Consider the following 16,032-nt stretch of genomic DNA (forward strand, 5'->3'; position numbering starts at 1 on the left):
GCCTGAGTGAGCAGCGCGATCCCGCCCGATCTCGAAGGGCTCGACTACGTCCAGCCGTTGGGCTCGGGCGGGTACGCCGACGTCTACCTCTACGAGCAGCAGATGCCTCGGATGAAGGTCGCCGTCAAGGTCCTCAAGACCGAGGGCCTCACTCCCACCATCCAGCAGCAGTTCATCGACGAGGCCAACACGATGGCCCAGCTGGCGGACCACCCCTACATCGTCCAGGTCTTCCGCGCCGGGACGAGCCGGGACGGACGTCCCTTCCTCGTGATGAAGTACTACCCGCCGCCCAACCTGGCGCAGCGGGCGCGCACGGCCAGGTTTTCCGTCGAGGAGGTCCTGCGCACAGGCATCCAGCTCGCGAGCGCCGTCGAGACGGCCCACCGCGCCGGCGTCATCCACCGCGACATCAAACCGGCCAATGTCCTCGTCAGTCAGTACGGCTCCCCGGGCCTGACGGACTTCGGCATCGCCGGCCGAGGTGGCGCCGCCGAGGAGGTCGACGAGGACCTGGGGGTCTCCGTCCCGTGGTCTCCACCGGAGGTGCTCTTCGGCCACAGCAATGGCGACGCGCGCGCCGACGTCTATGCGTTGTCGGCCACGTTGTGGCAGCTCCTCGTGGGCCGCTCTCCCTTCGAGGTGCCCGGCGGCAACAACTCTGCCTTCGAGCTCATGCCGCGGATCCGGTCCACCCCGCCACCGAGCACCGATCGCGCGGACGTGCCCCAGTCGCTCGAGCGGCTCCTGGCCCAGGCCATGAGCAAGAACCCGCTCGCGCGTCCGGCGAGCGCCATCGAGTTCGCCCGCAGCCTCCAGCAGATCGAGCAGGAGGAGCGTTTTTCGCGGACCGCGATCGTCGTCCTCGACGAGCTCGGTCACAGCGGGGACTCCGGGGCACTCGGCAACACCAGGGACCGGACCCAGCTGCGAGCCAGCACCGGGTCGGGATCACGCCCGACGACGAGCATGCCACCGCCCCCGCTGGGTCAGCCCGTCATCGGTGGCCAGCTCAGTGGTGGGCGCGGCATCGGGCACACGGGGTCCGTGCCGATCGCCGATGGGGTCGTCGCACGCTCGGGCAGGCAACCAGCACCCCCGTCCCAGCTCTCGGGTCCGCGTCCGCCGCAGGCCTCCGGTCCGCGCCCGCCGCAGGCCTCCAGTCCGCGGCCACCCCAGGCCTCCAGTCCGCGTCCGCCGCAGATGTCCGGTCCGCGGCCGGCCCCGTACTCGGGCCCACGTCCGCCCCAGGCCTCCGGTCCGCGCAGCCAGGGGAGCGGCCCGGTGCCGACCAAGGCCGCCCCGCGACGGTGGCTCCCGATGGTCGCCGGAGTGTGCGGGGTCCTGCTGCTCGTCGCCATCGTCGGCACGGCTCTCGCGCTGGGCGGCCGCGGGGGTGGCCCCGGGACCCAGACGCAGACCGACACCTCGCTCGCCAGCGCACCGACCTTCACGATGACGGTCGACAGCTCCGTGCTCGAGTACACGATCGACTACGCCGGGTACCAGAAGGGCGATCGCTATCTCGTCAAGGCCGCCCTGTCCAAGGACGTGATCGACAAGGCGACCGCCTACGGCGTCTCTGACATCGACGAGGCGACGGGGAAGGGATCCTTCTCCCAGGAGTTCGGGTCCGCTCCGCGTCAGTGCGCCAAGGTCCGCGTGCAGCGCGGCGAGGACTACTCGCCGTGGAGCGAGACCATGTGCAAGGACAAGGGCTGATGTCGACTCGTCCGCGCACCACCACGCCCCCGCCGCCGCAGCAACCGCGGTCGTCGGGGATCGAGGTGGGTCTGCTGCCCCTGATCGCCGGCATCGTCGGGGTACTGCTCGTCTGCGGCGTCATCGGGGGAGTCCTGTGGGCCACCCGCGACGGCGCCGAGGAGCCGGTGGCGACGCAGACCGAGGCGACCCAGCCCGGTGGAGCCGTGGCGGGGGCCCCTGATCTGCGGGTTCGGCTCGATGGTGAGACCCTCGTCTTCACCTTCGACTACACGGGACTGCAGGAGGGCGACTACTTCCGTATCCGCACCGGTGGCGACCCCGACGCGGTGACCGGGACGCCGGTCCGCGTCGATGGCACGGAGTTCAGGCTCGGTGTGGCCCCGGGCGTCCAGCAGTGCGGCACGGTCCAGGTCGTGCGGGGAGCGCAGCGCTCTGCCTGGTCACAAGTTCAGTGCGAGACGGTGAGGAAATCATGAGCGACAGCGTGGTGACGGTCGATTTTTGCGGAGAGCTGCACACAGCACCCCGTGACGGGACCCTGACGATCGGGCGTGAGGGCGATGTCGAGATCGACGACAACCCCTTCCTCCACCGGCACTTCCTCCAGGTCACGCACGAAGGGGGCTGGTGGTGGCTGACCAACATCGGCACCACGCTCACTGCGACCGTTGCGGACAAGAAGGGACTCTTCCAGGCCTGGCTGAGCCCCGGCGCCCGCATCCCGCTCGCCTTCGAACGCATCACCGTGTGGTTCACCGCAGGACCGACGACCTATGACTTCGACGTCCTCGTGGACAACCCGAGCTTCATGAGCATCGACAACGATGTCCTCCTGCCGCAGGAGGGTGGGGAGACGACCGTGGGGCGGGTCTCCCTGACGCCCGACCAGAAGCTGCTCGTCGTCGCGCTGTGCGAGGACTTCCTGCGGCGGGACGGCGCCGGACAGGGCACGATCCCGAGCTCCGCAGCGGCTGCTCACCGCCTGGGGTGGAAGGTCACGAAGTTCAACCGCAAGCTCGACAATGTCTGCCAGAAGCTGGCTGACGCCGGCATCCGAGGCCTCCACGGCGGGCCCGGCAAGCTCGCGAGCAACCGCAAGTCGCGGTTGGTCGAGCACGCCCTGTCGACGCGGATGGTGACACTCGACGACCTGGCGCTCCTCGAGGACCCGTCGGCGGCGGAGGACTGACCGGGGGATGACCACGCAGGGGAGCCGGGGCGGTGAGGGGACCGCCGTGACCGAGCGACGTCGACGACCGACGTGGCTGCGGGCGATCTCCGGCGCCCTGGTGACCCTGCTCGTCGTCGTGATCGGGATCCTCGCCGTCCGTGCCGATGGTCAGCCGGTCCACGACGTCGCCCTCACTGACGGCAGCGTCTGGGTGTCGGGTGGTCGCACGGGCGACTGGGCCCGGGTCAACACCGGTGCGCACGGCTTCGATCTCGTCATGCAGGAGGCGGCACCCGGGGCCGGAGAATCGACGGCGGCACGCCCCGACGTGCTGCAGGACGGGCGCAACGCCGTCGGCGTCACGAGCGACCTGCGACTCGTCGCCTTCGACTCACGGACGGGAGAGCCCATCGACGGCGTGGTGCAGGTGCCCCCGCCCACCTATGTCACCGGCGTGGACTTCCACGAGCCCGGGCTGGTCGCGATGCACGGCAACACCCTGGCCGTGGTGGACCAGACGACGGGACGGGTCTGGGCCAAACGCCTGGACCCCAAGGGAGGGACCCCGATCGGTGACCTCCGGGACAACGGTGGGCTGGCGACGGTGGGTGCCAACGCGGCGGTCACCGTCGACCTCGACGGGGACGTCATGGCCGTCTCGGCAGACACGGGCATCGTCGTCGAGATCCCCGCGAAGGGAACCGGGTTCGGCTCGCCCGAGCGCACCGACCTGGGCTTCACGGGCGGCCGCGCCGCGGACATCACCGCAGTCGGTGACACCTGGGTGGTCCTCGATCTCGAGAAGGGGGAGGTTCACGTCGAGGGGCAGGACAGCCCGCAGGAGCTGCCGGGCGAGAGCCAGCCGACCGCCGGGGTCACCCTCACGATGGCCACGCTCCAGCAACCCGGTCCGAGCAGCGATGTCGTCGCCTTCCAGACGAGGGAGCGGGCCGGGTACCTGCCCGTCACGCAGGGGTCCGTCCAGGCGAACGGTTCGGCCGGCATTGTCTCAGGCATGGTCAGCGACAAGCGCACGACGCGCTACCAACGCATCTCCGAGCCGGCCGTCAACGGGGACTGCCTCTACGCAGCCTGGGGCGATGGTGCCGCCGTCCGGTGGGGTTCGGTCTGCGGCGCGCAGGAGGTACCGGCTGGTGAGCTGTCGAGTCCCGGGACCCTGGCTCGCCGACACGGTGTCGCGGTCCGGCACAACCGTGGGCAGCTGCTCCTCAACGACCTCGACACGGGGCGCGTGTACGACCTGACGCTGACCGGCGATCTGCGGATCGACACCTGGCCCTCGTCGACATCGCCGGCCAAGAAGGCCACGAAGAAGGCCACGAAGAAGAAGACCGCGACGTCGAAGAAGACGTCTCCGGTCACGAAGTCCACCACGACATCCGGATGAGGAAGCAGGAACGATGAGCGTCTCCCAGGAGCAGGCCGGCTGGTTCAGTCATGCCTTCCAGCAGATGGTCGGCAACATCGACCAGGTCATCCTCGGCAAGCAGCACGTGGTGCGGCTGGCCCTGACCTGCCTGCTCTCCGAGGGGCACCTGCTCCTCGAGGACTACCCCGGCACCGGCAAGACCCAGCTGGCCCGGGCCATCGCGGCGACGGTCCAGGGCAGCAGCAGCCGGATCCAGTTCACCCCTGACCTGCTCCCGAGCGATGTCACGGGAGTGACGATCTACGACCAGCAGAGCAAGAAGTTCGACTTCCACCGCGGACCGATCTTCGCGTCGATCGTCCTCGCGGACGAGATCAACCGCGCCTCTCCCAAGACCCAGTCGGCGCTGCTCGAGGTCATGGAGGAGGGGCGGGTGACGGTGGACGGCACCACCCACGACGTCGGCTCGCCCTTCATGGTCGTCGCGACGCAGAACCCCATCGAGCAAGCCGGCACCTACCGCCTGCCCGAGGCCCAGCTCGACCGCTTCCTCATGAAGACCTCGCTGGGCTACCCCGATCACGAGGCGACCGTCGCCGTGCTCGCCGACTCGGCCCGACGGGATCGGACCCAGGGGCTGCGACCGGTCGTCACGTCCAAGGTCGTCACCGACATGGCCAAGCTCGCGGACCAGGTGCACGTCGACGCGGCGATCCTCGCCTACGTCTCCCGCATCGCCGAGGAGAGCCGCCGCCACCGGGATGTCCGGCTCGGACTGTCCGTGCGCGGATGCCTCGCCTTCGTGCGGTGTGCCAAGACCTGGGCCGCCGGCCAGAGCCGCACGCACGTCGTCCCCGACGACATCAAGATGCTCGCCGAGCCGGTGATGAGCCACCGGTTGCTGCTGTCCGCGGAGGCGGAGTTCGCCGGAGTGCAGGTCACCGACGTCATCGGCCGGATCCTCGGCCAGGTCGCTCCTCCGACCGAGCGCGTGGCCTGACCCTGCGATGACTTCAGGACTGCCGACCCCGCCCCCCGACGCCCCCCGTGGGCGTGGTCGGGTGCGCTCGGACGCCCCCGCGAGAGCGGCTGGGGGAGGCGACGAGGCCCGGTTGGAGCAGATGGCCAGGTCAACCCGTGAGCGCGCCTCGGGTACGCGGCGCACGGTCACCCTCCCGGGCGCCTCGGTCGTCGCCGCGGGCAAGGGTGCGGGTCGCGCAGTCCGTCAGGGCGTCGTGGCCACCGATGGACGGGTGCGGCGAAGGTGGTTCGGAGGTCGGCTCGACTGGATCACACCCCTGGGCTGGAGCTTCGTCGGTATCGGGCTGCTGCTGTGGTTGCTCGGTGCCCTCCTCGGGTGGGTCGAGCTGACGACCTTGGCAGCGGTGACCCTCACCCTCGTCCTGCTGTGCGTGCTGGTCTCCCTCGGACGGCACCGCGCCGACGTTGACCTCGTCGTCGAGCCCCTGCGGGTGGACATCGGTGGGCTGGCCCAGGGACACCTCGTGCTGACCAATGTCTCCCGGCGCACGATGCTCCCCTCGCTCGTGCGGCTGCCCGTCGGCGACGCCGAGGAGCTCATCCCGGTCCCCGTCCTGCGCAAGGGTGCTCAGCACCGCATCTCCTTCCCGATCACGTCCCCGCGGCGGGGCGTCATCCCGGTCGGCCCCCCGACGACGGTGCTCGGGGACCCTCTCGGGGTCACCCGCCGGACCACGACCTTCGGGACCCGGCAGCTCATGCACGTCCACCCGCGCCACATCGCCCTCGAGTCCGGCGCGCACGGCCTCCTGCGTGACCTGGAGGGCGAGGTCACCCCCGACCTGTCGATGGCTGACATCTCCTTCCACGCGTTGCGCGAGTACGAGCCGGGGGACGACCGTCGCCACGTGCACTGGAGGTCCTCGGCCAAGCACGACAAGCTGCTGGTCCGCCAGTTCCAGGAGACCCGGCGCTCGCACCTGGGCATCGTCGTCGACACGGACCCCGCGATGTACACCGACGGCGAAGGGGGCGTGGAGACGGCCATCGCCGTGGCCGCCTCGTTGATGGTCCAGTCGATCAAGGACGAGCAGGAGGCCAGCGTCGTGTGCAACGACGCTCTCGCGTCGCGCACGACCGTTCCCCTCGTCCTGGACACCCTCACGACGGCCACCACCGGTCGCGTCGACCTCGTGCGCTCCGCGCGCGCCGTCGTCCAGCGCGCCCCCGACTCCTCGGTCGCGGTGCTGTGCACGGGGCCGGGCCGGGCCTTCCTCGAGATCCAGCAGTGCCTCGGCGAGTTCGAGGCCGAGGTGCACAAGGTGGCTGTCGTCGTCGACCCGCGCGCGCAGACCAGCCTGCGACGGGTCCGAGGTCTGAGCATCATCACCGTCACCGAGCTGTCCGACCTCGGTCGGGTCGTCGGCGGGCTGGTGCCGGCATGAGCGGGGAGCGGAGCGCGGGCAGCACCCTGATCGGGGCCCCGAAGCCGGGGATGATCAAGCCCCAGCTCACGACCGGGGAAAAGGTCCGTGCCACGCTCGGGCGGATGCGGCCCGGGCGAGGGACCTGGGTCGACACCTTCTTCGCGATGGCCGTCGTCACCTGTGCGCTCGTCGGTCTGCGGACCGTCCTCTTCGGCTGGCAGTGGTGGCAGGCGGTCGCGGTGGGCGTCCTCCTCGGCCTGGTCGTGGGCCACGTCCAGGGCACCTACCGATGGCCACTCATCGCGATCACCGCGCTCGGGGCGCTCCTCTACTTCCTGCTCGGCGGTCCGCTGGCGGTCCGGGACGACCTGAGATGGGGGATCCTCCCCACCGGTCAGACCTTCAAGGACCTCGCCGCCGGGCCCACGAGCGGCTGGATGGACCTGGTGACCCTCGTCCCGCCCGTCGACGCCCGGGGGCGCTACCTGGCGTTCGCCTTCTTCCTGGCTCTCGTCGGGACCACGATCACCTACGCGACCGCGCGCGTGACGAGGTCGCGGCTGCGACTGGTGCTTCCCCCCTTCGTCCTGCTGGGGGTGACCATCGCCCTCGGGACGACGCAGCCCGCTGCCCGGTGGGTGCACGGACTCCTCCTCGGGGTCCTGCTCATCGGGTGGCTGTCGGTACGGGACCACCTCGACCCCGAGGTCGGCATCGCCCGTCCGGGTGCGCGTCGCCCCGCGCTGTCCCGGGTCATCTCGGGGATCGTGATCCTCGGCCTCGCGACCCTCGTGGGGGCCGTCATCGGGCCGCGCCTGCCGGGGCTGGGGTCGCCGAGCGACCGTCAGGTCGTGCGGACCGGTGTCGTGCCCGGTCACGACGCCACCATGCTGGCCTCGCCGCTCTCGCAGTACCGGGAGTTCACCAGGGCGAGTCCCTCCGGCATGTACGACCGCCAGCTCCTGCAGGTGGACGGGGTGCCGGCAACCACGCCGATGCGACTGGCCACCCTCGACACGTGGGACGGTTCGACCTGGGGCATCGCCGGCCGAGGTGATGCTCGGGCCGACGCGGGTCGGGCCTTCCAGCAGTTCGGTCGCCGGGTCGGGGTCCTCGCCAGCGGGTCGACCACGCAGGTCCGGGTCAGCGTCCCGGACGGCGGGTACCGCAGCCCCTGGATCCTCACGACCGGTCGCGTCGAGGGCATCGAGTTCCTCGGGTCGGCGCAGGAACGCCTGCGGGACCAGGCCTGGCTCAATCTCAGCACCAACACCGTGCTCGTCCCCCCGGGGATCGCGCCGGGTGACGTCTACGAGGTCCGCACGGAGCTGCCGCCGACCGGTGCCGGCGCGCTGCCCGAGGAGCTGCGGGTCGCTGCGGGCAGCATGCCGATCAGCGGGGACGCGAGCTTCGTCGACGGACGGATCCAGGCGTGGAAGGGGGACGCGACCGACCGTTGGGGTCAGTTCCGCGCCATCGCCACGACGATGCGTGAGGAGGGGACCTACACCGACGGGACGCCGGCGACGAGCAAGAAGCCCCTGGCCGAGGCCGAGCGCTCGGGGCGGGCACGCTCGAGCCTGCTGTACCCGGCCGGGCACGGGCTCGGCCGACTGGACGACTTCCTCAACTCCGACCCGCTCGCCGGCAACGACGAGCAGTACGCCGCGACACTGGCGCTCATCGGCAACCGACTGGGCATCCCCACCCGGGTCGTCGTCGGTGCCACCGCCACCGATGACGGGGTGGTGCGGGGCCGAGACATCCACGCCTGGGTCGAGGTCCGGCAGACCGATGGTCAGTGGTTCCAGGTCCTGCCGCAGACCTTCATACCGGACGCCGTCGAGCAGGCCACCCCGGCCGGCGCCGCCCCGACCGCGTGGACGGCGCCCGAGGTCACGCCACCCCCGCCGCCCCCACCGCCGCCGGTCGCGCCACCCGAGCCGGTCGTCGACTGGTCCTCCCCGTCGACCTGGCCGCTGTGGGCCCAGCTGCTCGGCGTCTTCGGTGGTGTGCCGCTGCTCCTCCTGCTGCTCACGCCCGTCGTCACCGCCACCCGGCGAGCCATCCGGCTGCGACGCGGCAGTCCCGATCGTCGGGTGGGTCGGGCGTGGAACGACCTCGTCGAGGAGGCCGGGGTGCTCGGCCGCCGACTGCCTGCCGGGGCCACCCGGCTCGAGCAGGCCCGTGCCCTCGGGCAGTCCAGCGGTGCCGTGCCCGCTGCGGTGAGGGCCGACGGCCTGATCTTCGGTGAGGCGCCACCCCGACCGGCCGACGTCAGCGCGTGGCAGGCCGAGCTACGGCGCGTGCGTCGCCGGATGCGGCGAGAGACTCCCTTCGTCACCCGGCTGCGGGCGACCTTCGACCCACGACCGCTGTTCTCCCACCAGGAGGACATCGGACTGCACGACTCCACCACCGCCCCCACCCGGAAGGCGCTTCGATGAAGCTGATGTTCACCCTCCGCGGGTCCGACAACGAGGACACCGACCTCGTCGCGACCGTCGACGGCCGCACCACCGTCGGGGACCTGGCCGAGCACCTCGTGCTCGCGGACCCGCGGCGGCAGCGCGCCGGAAGCAGCTACGAGAGGCCCGACCTGGGTCAGACGACCTTGGCGCTGGTCAACGAGAACTTCCGCGCGGTCGACCCCCACACGACGGTGCAGGAGTCGGGGCTGCGCTCGGGTGCGCACGTGAGCGTCACCCGACGTTCCTCCGGCTACCAGGACACCGAGGCACCGATCGCGGTCGCCACGGTCGTCGCCGGACCGGACGCCGGACGCGAGTACGCCCTGCAACGCGGGACCTCCCACGTCGGGCGCGGCCGGGACTGCGAGGTGCAGATCAACGACGCCTCCGTCTCCCGCAAGCACGCCAAGCTCCTCGTCGCCGACGTCGTGGAGGTCACCGACCTCGGGTCGTCCAACGGCGTGGTCGTCGGGGACGAGCACGTGGACCGGGCCATCCTGCGCGAGGGCGAGGCCTTCACGATCGGGGACACGACCTTCGAGATCTCGACGCGCACCGCCGCGGCCGGAGTGACCACGACCGAGTCGGGCGACGTGGCCTTCACGCGCTCGCCGCGGATCTCCCCCGTCTACCAGGGCCTGCAGTTCGAGGTCCCGGACCTGCCTGAGCGCGGCAAGCCGCAGCGCATCCCCCTCGCGATGATGATCGTGCCCGTCTTCATGGGCGCCACGCTCTTCGCCATCACCCGCTCGCGCTTCACGATCATGTTCATGCTCATGATGCCGATGATGATGCTGGCCAACGCCTGGGAGTCCAAGCGGCGCGTGCGGCTCGACTTCGAGGAGGCCATGGTCGACTTCCGCGAAGACGTCGGCTACCTCGTCGAGGACATCGAGACCGAGCTGGACCGCGAGCACGACACCCGCCGCCAGGAGCACCCGGCAGTGGCCGAGCTCGGGCAGGCCGTCGCCGCCCACCACCCGCTCATGTGGACCCGTCGTCCGGGAGAGCCCGGCTACCTCGAGTACCGACTCGGCCTGGGGGTTCGGCCCAGCCGCAGCGAGATCAAGCTGCCCAAGATGGGACGCAGCCGGGCCGAGGCCTGGCTCGAGGTGTCCACCCTGATGCAGGGCCTGGGCGTGGTCGCCGACGTCCCGGTCACGGCACACCCGCTCCTCGACGGAGCGATCGGTGTCTCGGGCCCGCGTGAGGCGGCGCTCGGGCTCGCTCGCTCGATCATCGTGCAGACGATGTCCGCGCACTCGCCCGCAGAGGTCGTCCTCTGCGCGCTCGCCTCGACGACATCGGCGCGCGACTGGGACTGGTTGAAGTGGGTCCCGCACGCCACGTCCCCGCAGAGCCCCTTCGACGTGCAGCAGACGGCCAGCTCGAGGCCGGGCTGTGCCGCGATCATGGAGCAGCTCGAGTCGCTCGTCGCGAGCCGGAGCGCCAAGGACGGTCCCGGCGCAGGCGGGCCCTCGGTCGTGGTGCTCATCGAGAACGACGCCCCCATCGAGCGAGCCCGGCTCGTCCAGCTGGCCGAGGCGGGGTGGAAGGTCGGGGTCGTCGTCGTCTGGGTCTCCCCGGTGACCGAGCAGCTGCCGGCGGCCTGCCGGACCTTCGTCGAGGTCGGGGACGGCGGCCGGTGCCGCGTCGGCTGGGTCGGTCCGGCACAGCTGGCCGCCGACGTGCAGGCGGACCCCATCCCCCTTCGTGATGCGGTGACGGTCGCTCGTCAGCTCGCGCCCATCACCGACTCCAGCGCGCTGGCCAGAGACGACTCGGACATCCCACGGTCGGTGTCCTACCTCGCCCTCGTGGGCACGGAGATCGCCCACTCGGAGACGGCCGTCATCGAGAGGTGGAACGAAAATCGCTCGATCCTCACCGGGCCGCACGCGCCACCCACGCCCAACCGCAAGCCGGGCTCGCTGCGTGCCGTCATCGGGCAGTCCGCGATGGGCACGCACAGCGTGGACCTGCGTACCGACGGCCCGCACGCTCTCGTCGGTGGCACCACGGGCGCCGGCAAGTCGGAGCTGCTCCAGGCCTGGATCCTCGGCATGGCCACGGCCAACAGCCCACAGCGAGTGACCTTCCTCCTCGTGGACTACAAAGGCGGTTCGGCCTTCCGTGACTGCGTCCAGCTGCCGCACACCGTCGGCATGGTCACGGACCTCTCGCCGCACCTGGTGCGCCGGGCGCTCGCCTCGCTGTCGGCGGAGCTGCACTACCGCGAGCACCTGCTCGCCCGGTACAAGGCCAAGGACCTCATCGAGCTCGAGCGACGCGGTGAGGTCGAGGCGCCACCGAGCCTGATCATCATCGTCGACGAGTTCGCCGCCCTGGTGCAGGAGGTTCCCGACTTCGTCGATGGCGTCGTCAACATCGCCCAGCGAGGCCGTTCCCTCGGTATTCACCTCATCCTCGCGACCCAGCGGCCGGCCGGTGTCATCAAGGACAACCTGCGCGCCAACACCAACCTGCGGATGGCCTTGCGCATGGCGGACACGGACGACTCGACCGATGTCCTCGGGACCCCGGACGCGGCCTACTTCGATCCGGCCCTGCCCGGCCGCGCGCTGGCCAAGTCCGGCCCCGGGCGGCTCGTCCCCTTCCAGACGGGGTATGCCGGAGGGTGGACGAGCAACACGCCGCCCCCGCCGGACATGCTCGTCTCGACCCTCGCCTTCGGCGCGCCCGTGGCGTGGGAGCTGCCGGCGAAGCCGCAGGGTGACGAGGAGGCCGACCTGGGTCCGACGGACATCCAGCGGGTCGTCGACACCGTCGAACGCGCCCGGGTCGAGGCCCAGCTGCCGCTTCCCCGAAAGCCCTGGTTGTCGGAGCTCGCCGAGGTCTACGAGCTGGCCAAGCTGCCGACGGAGCGTCGTGACGACGAGCTGGTCATCGGCATCGCCGACAACCCGGAGCGGCAGAGCCAGCCGGCGATCTCCTTCCGTCCCGACGTGGAGGGCAACCTCGCCGTCTTCGGGGCCTCGGGCGCCGGCAAGAGCTCCTTCCTGCGGACCATCGCGATCGCCGCGGGGTTCACCGTGCGTGGTGGTCCGTGCCATGTCTACGGCCTGGACTTCGGGAACCGGGGTCTGGCCATGCTCGAGGACCTGCCGCACGTCGGAAGCATCATCTCGGGTCAGGACGAAGAACGCGTCAAGCGCTTGATCACGATGCTCCGCGAGACCATCGACGAGCGGGCTATCCGGTACTCCAAGGCCAATGCCACGACGATCACCCAGTACCGCAAGCTCGCCGGTCGGACCGACGAGCCGCGCATCTTCGTGCTCGTCGACGGGTTGAGCGCCTTCCGCAACGCCTATGAGTCCTCGGGTGCCCTGATGAAGTGGCTGGACGCCTTCACCGCCCTCCTGTCCGACGGGCGGCCGGTCGGGGTGCACTTCGTGCTGTCGGTCGACGCGCGCAACGGTCTCCCGGTGTCGATGGGCTCGTCGGTCCAGTCCCGCTTCGTCCTGCGCATGGCGACCGAGGACGACTACTCCTTCCTCGGGGTGCCGGGTGACGTGCTCACCCCGGACTCGCCTCCGGGGCGTGGTCTGTTCAAGAAGCGCGAGGTGCAGGTCGCTGTCCTCGGTGGGACGCCGGACGCGTCAGAGCAGTCGCGCATGGTCCGTGGGTTCGCCGACACGATGGCCAAGTCCGGAGCGCGCCCGGCAGCGCCGGTCGCCTCCCTGCCGGAGGTCGTACCCGCATCGAGCATGCCCGCACAGGTCGGCGGTCTCCCGGTGCTGGCGATGAGCTCGGACGACCTGGCCCCCGTCACCATCGACCCGCACGGTGGTTTCGTCGTCACCGGACCTCCCGGCAGCGGCCGGACCACGGTGCTCATCCAGCTGGTGCAGGCCGTGAAGCTCTGGGACCCGGCGGCGCAGCTGCACCTGGTCACTCTGCGGCGCAACTCGCAGATGCTCTCGATGCCGCAGCTCGCGTCCGCGGTCACCCGCGAGGAGGAGATCAAGGAGCTGTGCGTGCTCCTCAAGGAGCGGGCGCTCGACGAGAGCTCGCCGCTGCAGGTGCTCGTCATCGAAAAGCTGGACGACCTGAACGCGCCGCCGTACCAGATGCCCCTGCAGGACGCGATCAAGCCGCTCATCGACAACGACCACTTCGTCGTGGGTGAGGCCGACCCGAGTGCGCTCACGACGGGCATGGGACTGCCCGGCCTGGTCAAGGGAGGGCGTTCGGGGATCGTGCTGGCGCCAGACGGTTCCGAGTCGTCGATGATCTTCAAGACGACCTTCCCGCCCCTCGCACGTGTCGTCATGCCTGAAGGGCGAGGGGTACTCGTGCGTCGAGGCAGGGCGCAGATCGTCCAGACGGCGCTTCCAGAGATGCCACGGTGACGGTGAGCAGCCTTGTGCGCCAACGGTATTGCGCATGCACATCGGATTCATCGATGTCTGGGGAGTTCTCCCCATGTACCTCGCTGCGCACCTTCTCTAGTGTTGACATCAGTCGGGCAGGGAGATGGCCCGAAGACACACACCACGTATCAGCACCTATCGACAGCAGGAGTAGATCATGTCTTTCGTCGGAATGAACCTCGACATCGTCAAGGGCGAGCTGCCCAAGTGGCAGAACCTCGCGCAGGACCTCGAGACCGTCATCACCAGCGTCGACACGCAGGTGCAGGAGGCCAACGACGCGTGGAACGGTCCCGACTCGGACAAGTTCGTCGCCGAGTGGCAGGGCCAGCACCGTGCACAGCTCGTGGGGGCCAAGACCCTGGTCGAGCACCTGACCGCGACGTTGGGGCACGAGATCACCGAGCAGGGGCGTGTGTCCGGCGCCTGATCCGGCCCGCATCACGCTCACCCCCCCACACACACTTTTGAAGGAGAACTGACATGGCACTGACTGACGGAATGGACCCGGTCCGCATCCGAGAGGTTGCGCGGCAGCTGACGCAGCAGTCCGGCAAGATCGAAGAGGCCATCACCAACGGCACCACGCAGGCGGCGACGCTCGTGGACAACTGGCACGGCAACGACTCCGAGCAGTTCGCGACCTCGTGGCAGGACGCGATCAAGGCCCTCCAGAGCGCCAAGGACCTGATGACCGACTACGCCCGGACCGCGGTCCAGCAGGCCGACGAGCAGAAGGGCGCCTCGGGCGGCGGCAACAGCGGCGACTGAGCGTCCGCGCCAGCCCGCCCGAAGGGGGCGAGTGCGACCACCCGGTCGCACCCGCCCCCTTCGTCGTGCTCGCAGGCTCAGTCGTCGATGACGACGAGGACCTCACCCTCCTGGACGACGTCCCCGGCAGCGACCTTGACCTCGAGGATCCGGCCGGAACGCTCGGCGAGGACCGGGATCTCCATCTTCATGGACTCGAGGAGGACGAGCTCGTCCCCCACCGCGACGGTCTGGTCATCGACCACGTGCACGGCGATGACATTGGCGACCAGCTCTGATTCGACTCTGTGACCCATGCCACCGAGGTTAGTGGAGTCGGTGCCGACTCATCTGCACGGTCCTCCTTCGGGCGCCGGGCTCGGCTGGGCGAGGATGGTTGCCATGAACGATGTCGACCTCTCTGCGCGGGAGCTCCTGGACGACCCCTACCCGCTGCTGGCCCAGTGGCGTGCGGCCGGACCCGTGCTCCGAGCGCTGGACGGCCGGTGGGTGGCCACGACCCACGCGTCGGTCAGTGCCACGCTGCGGCACAGGGCCATGGGCCGGATCTGGTCCGACTGGCAGCCGGCCGAGCGGATGGAGCCCTTCAACACCCTCCACCGCCACCAGCTGATGGAGAACGAGCCGCCGGAGCACACGCGCATGCGTCGCCTGCTCGCCGGCGCCTTTGCCAAGGGCCACGTCGAGCGCATGCGCCCGCGGATCGAGGAGCTCGCCGACTCCATGCTCGAGCGGCTCGACGCGACCGGGCCGGTGGACATCCTCGCCGCCTACGCGGAGCCGATGCCGGTCTTCGTCATCGCCGACCTCCTCGGTGTGCCGCGGGAGGACCACGTCCGGCTGCGGGACTGGTCCCAGGCGATCGTGCACATGTACGAGCAGGGGGTCGACGACGCCACCCGCGAGGCAGCCGTGCGCGCCAGCGCCGACTTCGCCGCCTACACCCGGGAGGTCATCGAGATGCGCCGGGTCCACCCGGGCGACGATCTCGTCAGTGACCTCATCGCCGAGCGGGACGGCACCGGCGGCTTCAGCGACGACGAGCTCGTCGCGACCGTCGTCCTGCTCCTCAACGCGGGCCACGAGGCCTCGGTCAACGTCTTCGGCAACGGTCTCAGCTCGCTCCTCACCCACCCCGACCAGCTCGCGCGGATCACCTCGGGCGAGGTCGGCGTCGCCAGCGCCCTCGAGGAGCTGATCCGCTTCGACGCCCCGCTGCAGCTCTTCGAGCGGACCGCGACCCAGGACGTGGAGATCGAAGGTGTCGTCGTGCAGGCCGGGGAGAGGGTCGCCTGCCTCATGGGCTCGGCCAACCGTGACGCCTCGGTCTTCGGGGACAGCCGGGAGCGCGGAGCCGACGCCTTCGACGTCTCTCGTGACCCCAACCCGCACGTCGGGTTCGGCCTCGGCCGGCACTTCTGCCTCGGCGCACCGTTGGCCCGGGTCGAGCTGGAGATCACCGTGCGGCGCCTGCTCGAGCGGTACCCGAACATCTCGCCGGCAGCCACCCCACCGCGCCGGCCCACCTGGGTGCTGCGCGGCTTCGAGGCGCTCCCCGTCACCCTCTCCTGACACAGGTGGGCGGTTGGTGCTGCGTACCCGCGAGTACGCGCCAACCGCCCACCTGATGGAGCCAGGGCTCAGCGCTCCTGTGTTGATTGAGCGCTGTCGCTGCACGTCAGGAGCGTCCCTTCGTCCC

General features: G+C 70.4%; 12 protein-coding genes. 11 read left to right on the top strand and 1 reads right to left on the bottom strand.

The window, feature by feature from the left end; all coding sequences use genetic code 11:
* The first annotated feature begins 6 nt into the window (after window positions 1-6).
* The 10 genes from ASG73_RS18235 to ASG73_RS01730 all read left to right on the top strand — a co-directional run bounded on the left by ASG73_RS18235 (window position 7) and on the right by ASG73_RS01730 (window position 14,333).
* On the top strand, window positions 7-1,722 hold the full coding sequence (locus ASG73_RS18235; RefSeq protein ID WP_235499326.1) for a serine/threonine protein kinase: 1,716 nt from the start codon (window positions 7-9) through the stop codon (window positions 1,720-1,722).
* Window positions 1,722-2,201 (top strand): hypothetical protein, encoded by a 480-nt coding sequence (locus ASG73_RS01690; protein WP_055989853.1) that lies wholly within the window; start codon window positions 1,722-1,724, stop codon window positions 2,199-2,201. The genes ASG73_RS18235 and ASG73_RS01690 overlap by 1 nt, the downstream gene beginning before the upstream one ends.
* Entirely contained in the window at window positions 2,198-2,914 is a 717-nt protein-coding gene (locus ASG73_RS01695; protein ID WP_055989856.1) for a hypothetical protein, read from the top strand. The genes ASG73_RS01690 and ASG73_RS01695 overlap by 4 nt, the downstream gene beginning before the upstream one ends.
* Before the next feature lie 46 nt (window positions 2,915-2,960).
* The gene (locus ASG73_RS01700; protein ID WP_162253953.1) at window positions 2,961-4,304 is read left to right on the top strand and encodes a hypothetical protein; all 1,344 of its coding nucleotides are present in this window, start codon (window positions 2,961-2,963) and stop codon (window positions 4,302-4,304) included.
* Window positions 4,305-4,317: 13 nt separating this feature from the next.
* Window positions 4,318-5,286, top strand: a complete 969-nt coding sequence (locus tag ASG73_RS01705) for an AAA family ATPase (protein ID WP_055989862.1) — start codon at window positions 4,318-4,320, stop codon at window positions 5,284-5,286.
* A 121-nt stretch (window positions 5,287-5,407) separates the two neighbouring features.
* Window positions 5,408-6,712, top strand: a complete 1,305-nt coding sequence (locus ASG73_RS01710; RefSeq protein ID WP_162253954.1) for a DUF58 domain-containing protein — start codon at window positions 5,408-5,410, stop codon at window positions 6,710-6,712.
* Window positions 6,709-9,141 (top strand): transglutaminase domain-containing protein, encoded by a 2,433-nt coding sequence (locus ASG73_RS01715; protein WP_055989869.1) that lies wholly within the window; start codon window positions 6,709-6,711, stop codon window positions 9,139-9,141. The genes ASG73_RS01710 and ASG73_RS01715 overlap by 4 nt, the downstream gene beginning before the upstream one ends.
* Before the next feature lie 5 nt (window positions 9,142-9,146).
* Entirely contained in the window at window positions 9,147-13,541 is a 4,395-nt protein-coding gene (locus tag ASG73_RS01720) for an FtsK/SpoIIIE domain-containing protein (RefSeq protein ID WP_162253955.1), read from the top strand.
* Window positions 13,542-13,719: 178 nt separating this feature from the next.
* On the top strand, window positions 13,720-13,992 hold the full coding sequence (locus ASG73_RS01725; RefSeq protein WP_156466093.1) for a hypothetical protein: 273 nt from the start codon (window positions 13,720-13,722) through the stop codon (window positions 13,990-13,992).
* A 53-nt stretch (window positions 13,993-14,045) separates the two neighbouring features.
* Window positions 14,046-14,333, top strand: a complete 288-nt coding sequence (locus tag ASG73_RS01730) for a WXG100 family type VII secretion target (protein WP_156466094.1) — start codon at window positions 14,046-14,048, stop codon at window positions 14,331-14,333.
* A 77-nt stretch (window positions 14,334-14,410) separates the two neighbouring features.
* On the opposite strand, the gene ASG73_RS01735 is transcribed toward ASG73_RS01730, so the two are convergent.
* Entirely contained in the window at window positions 14,411-14,629 is a 219-nt protein-coding gene (locus tag ASG73_RS01735; protein ID WP_055989881.1) for a biotin/lipoyl-binding carrier protein, read from the bottom strand.
* An 85-nt stretch (window positions 14,630-14,714) separates the two neighbouring features.
* Between ASG73_RS01735 and ASG73_RS01740 the strand changes: the two genes are divergently transcribed.
* Window positions 14,715-15,905, top strand: a complete 1,191-nt coding sequence (locus ASG73_RS01740; protein WP_156466095.1) for a cytochrome P450 — start codon at window positions 14,715-14,717, stop codon at window positions 15,903-15,905.
* Window positions 15,906-16,032 lie beyond the last annotated feature (127 nt).

The organism is Janibacter sp. Soil728, assembly GCF_001428305.1.
Taxonomy (GTDB): domain Bacteria; phylum Actinomycetota; class Actinomycetes; order Actinomycetales; family Dermatophilaceae; genus Janibacter.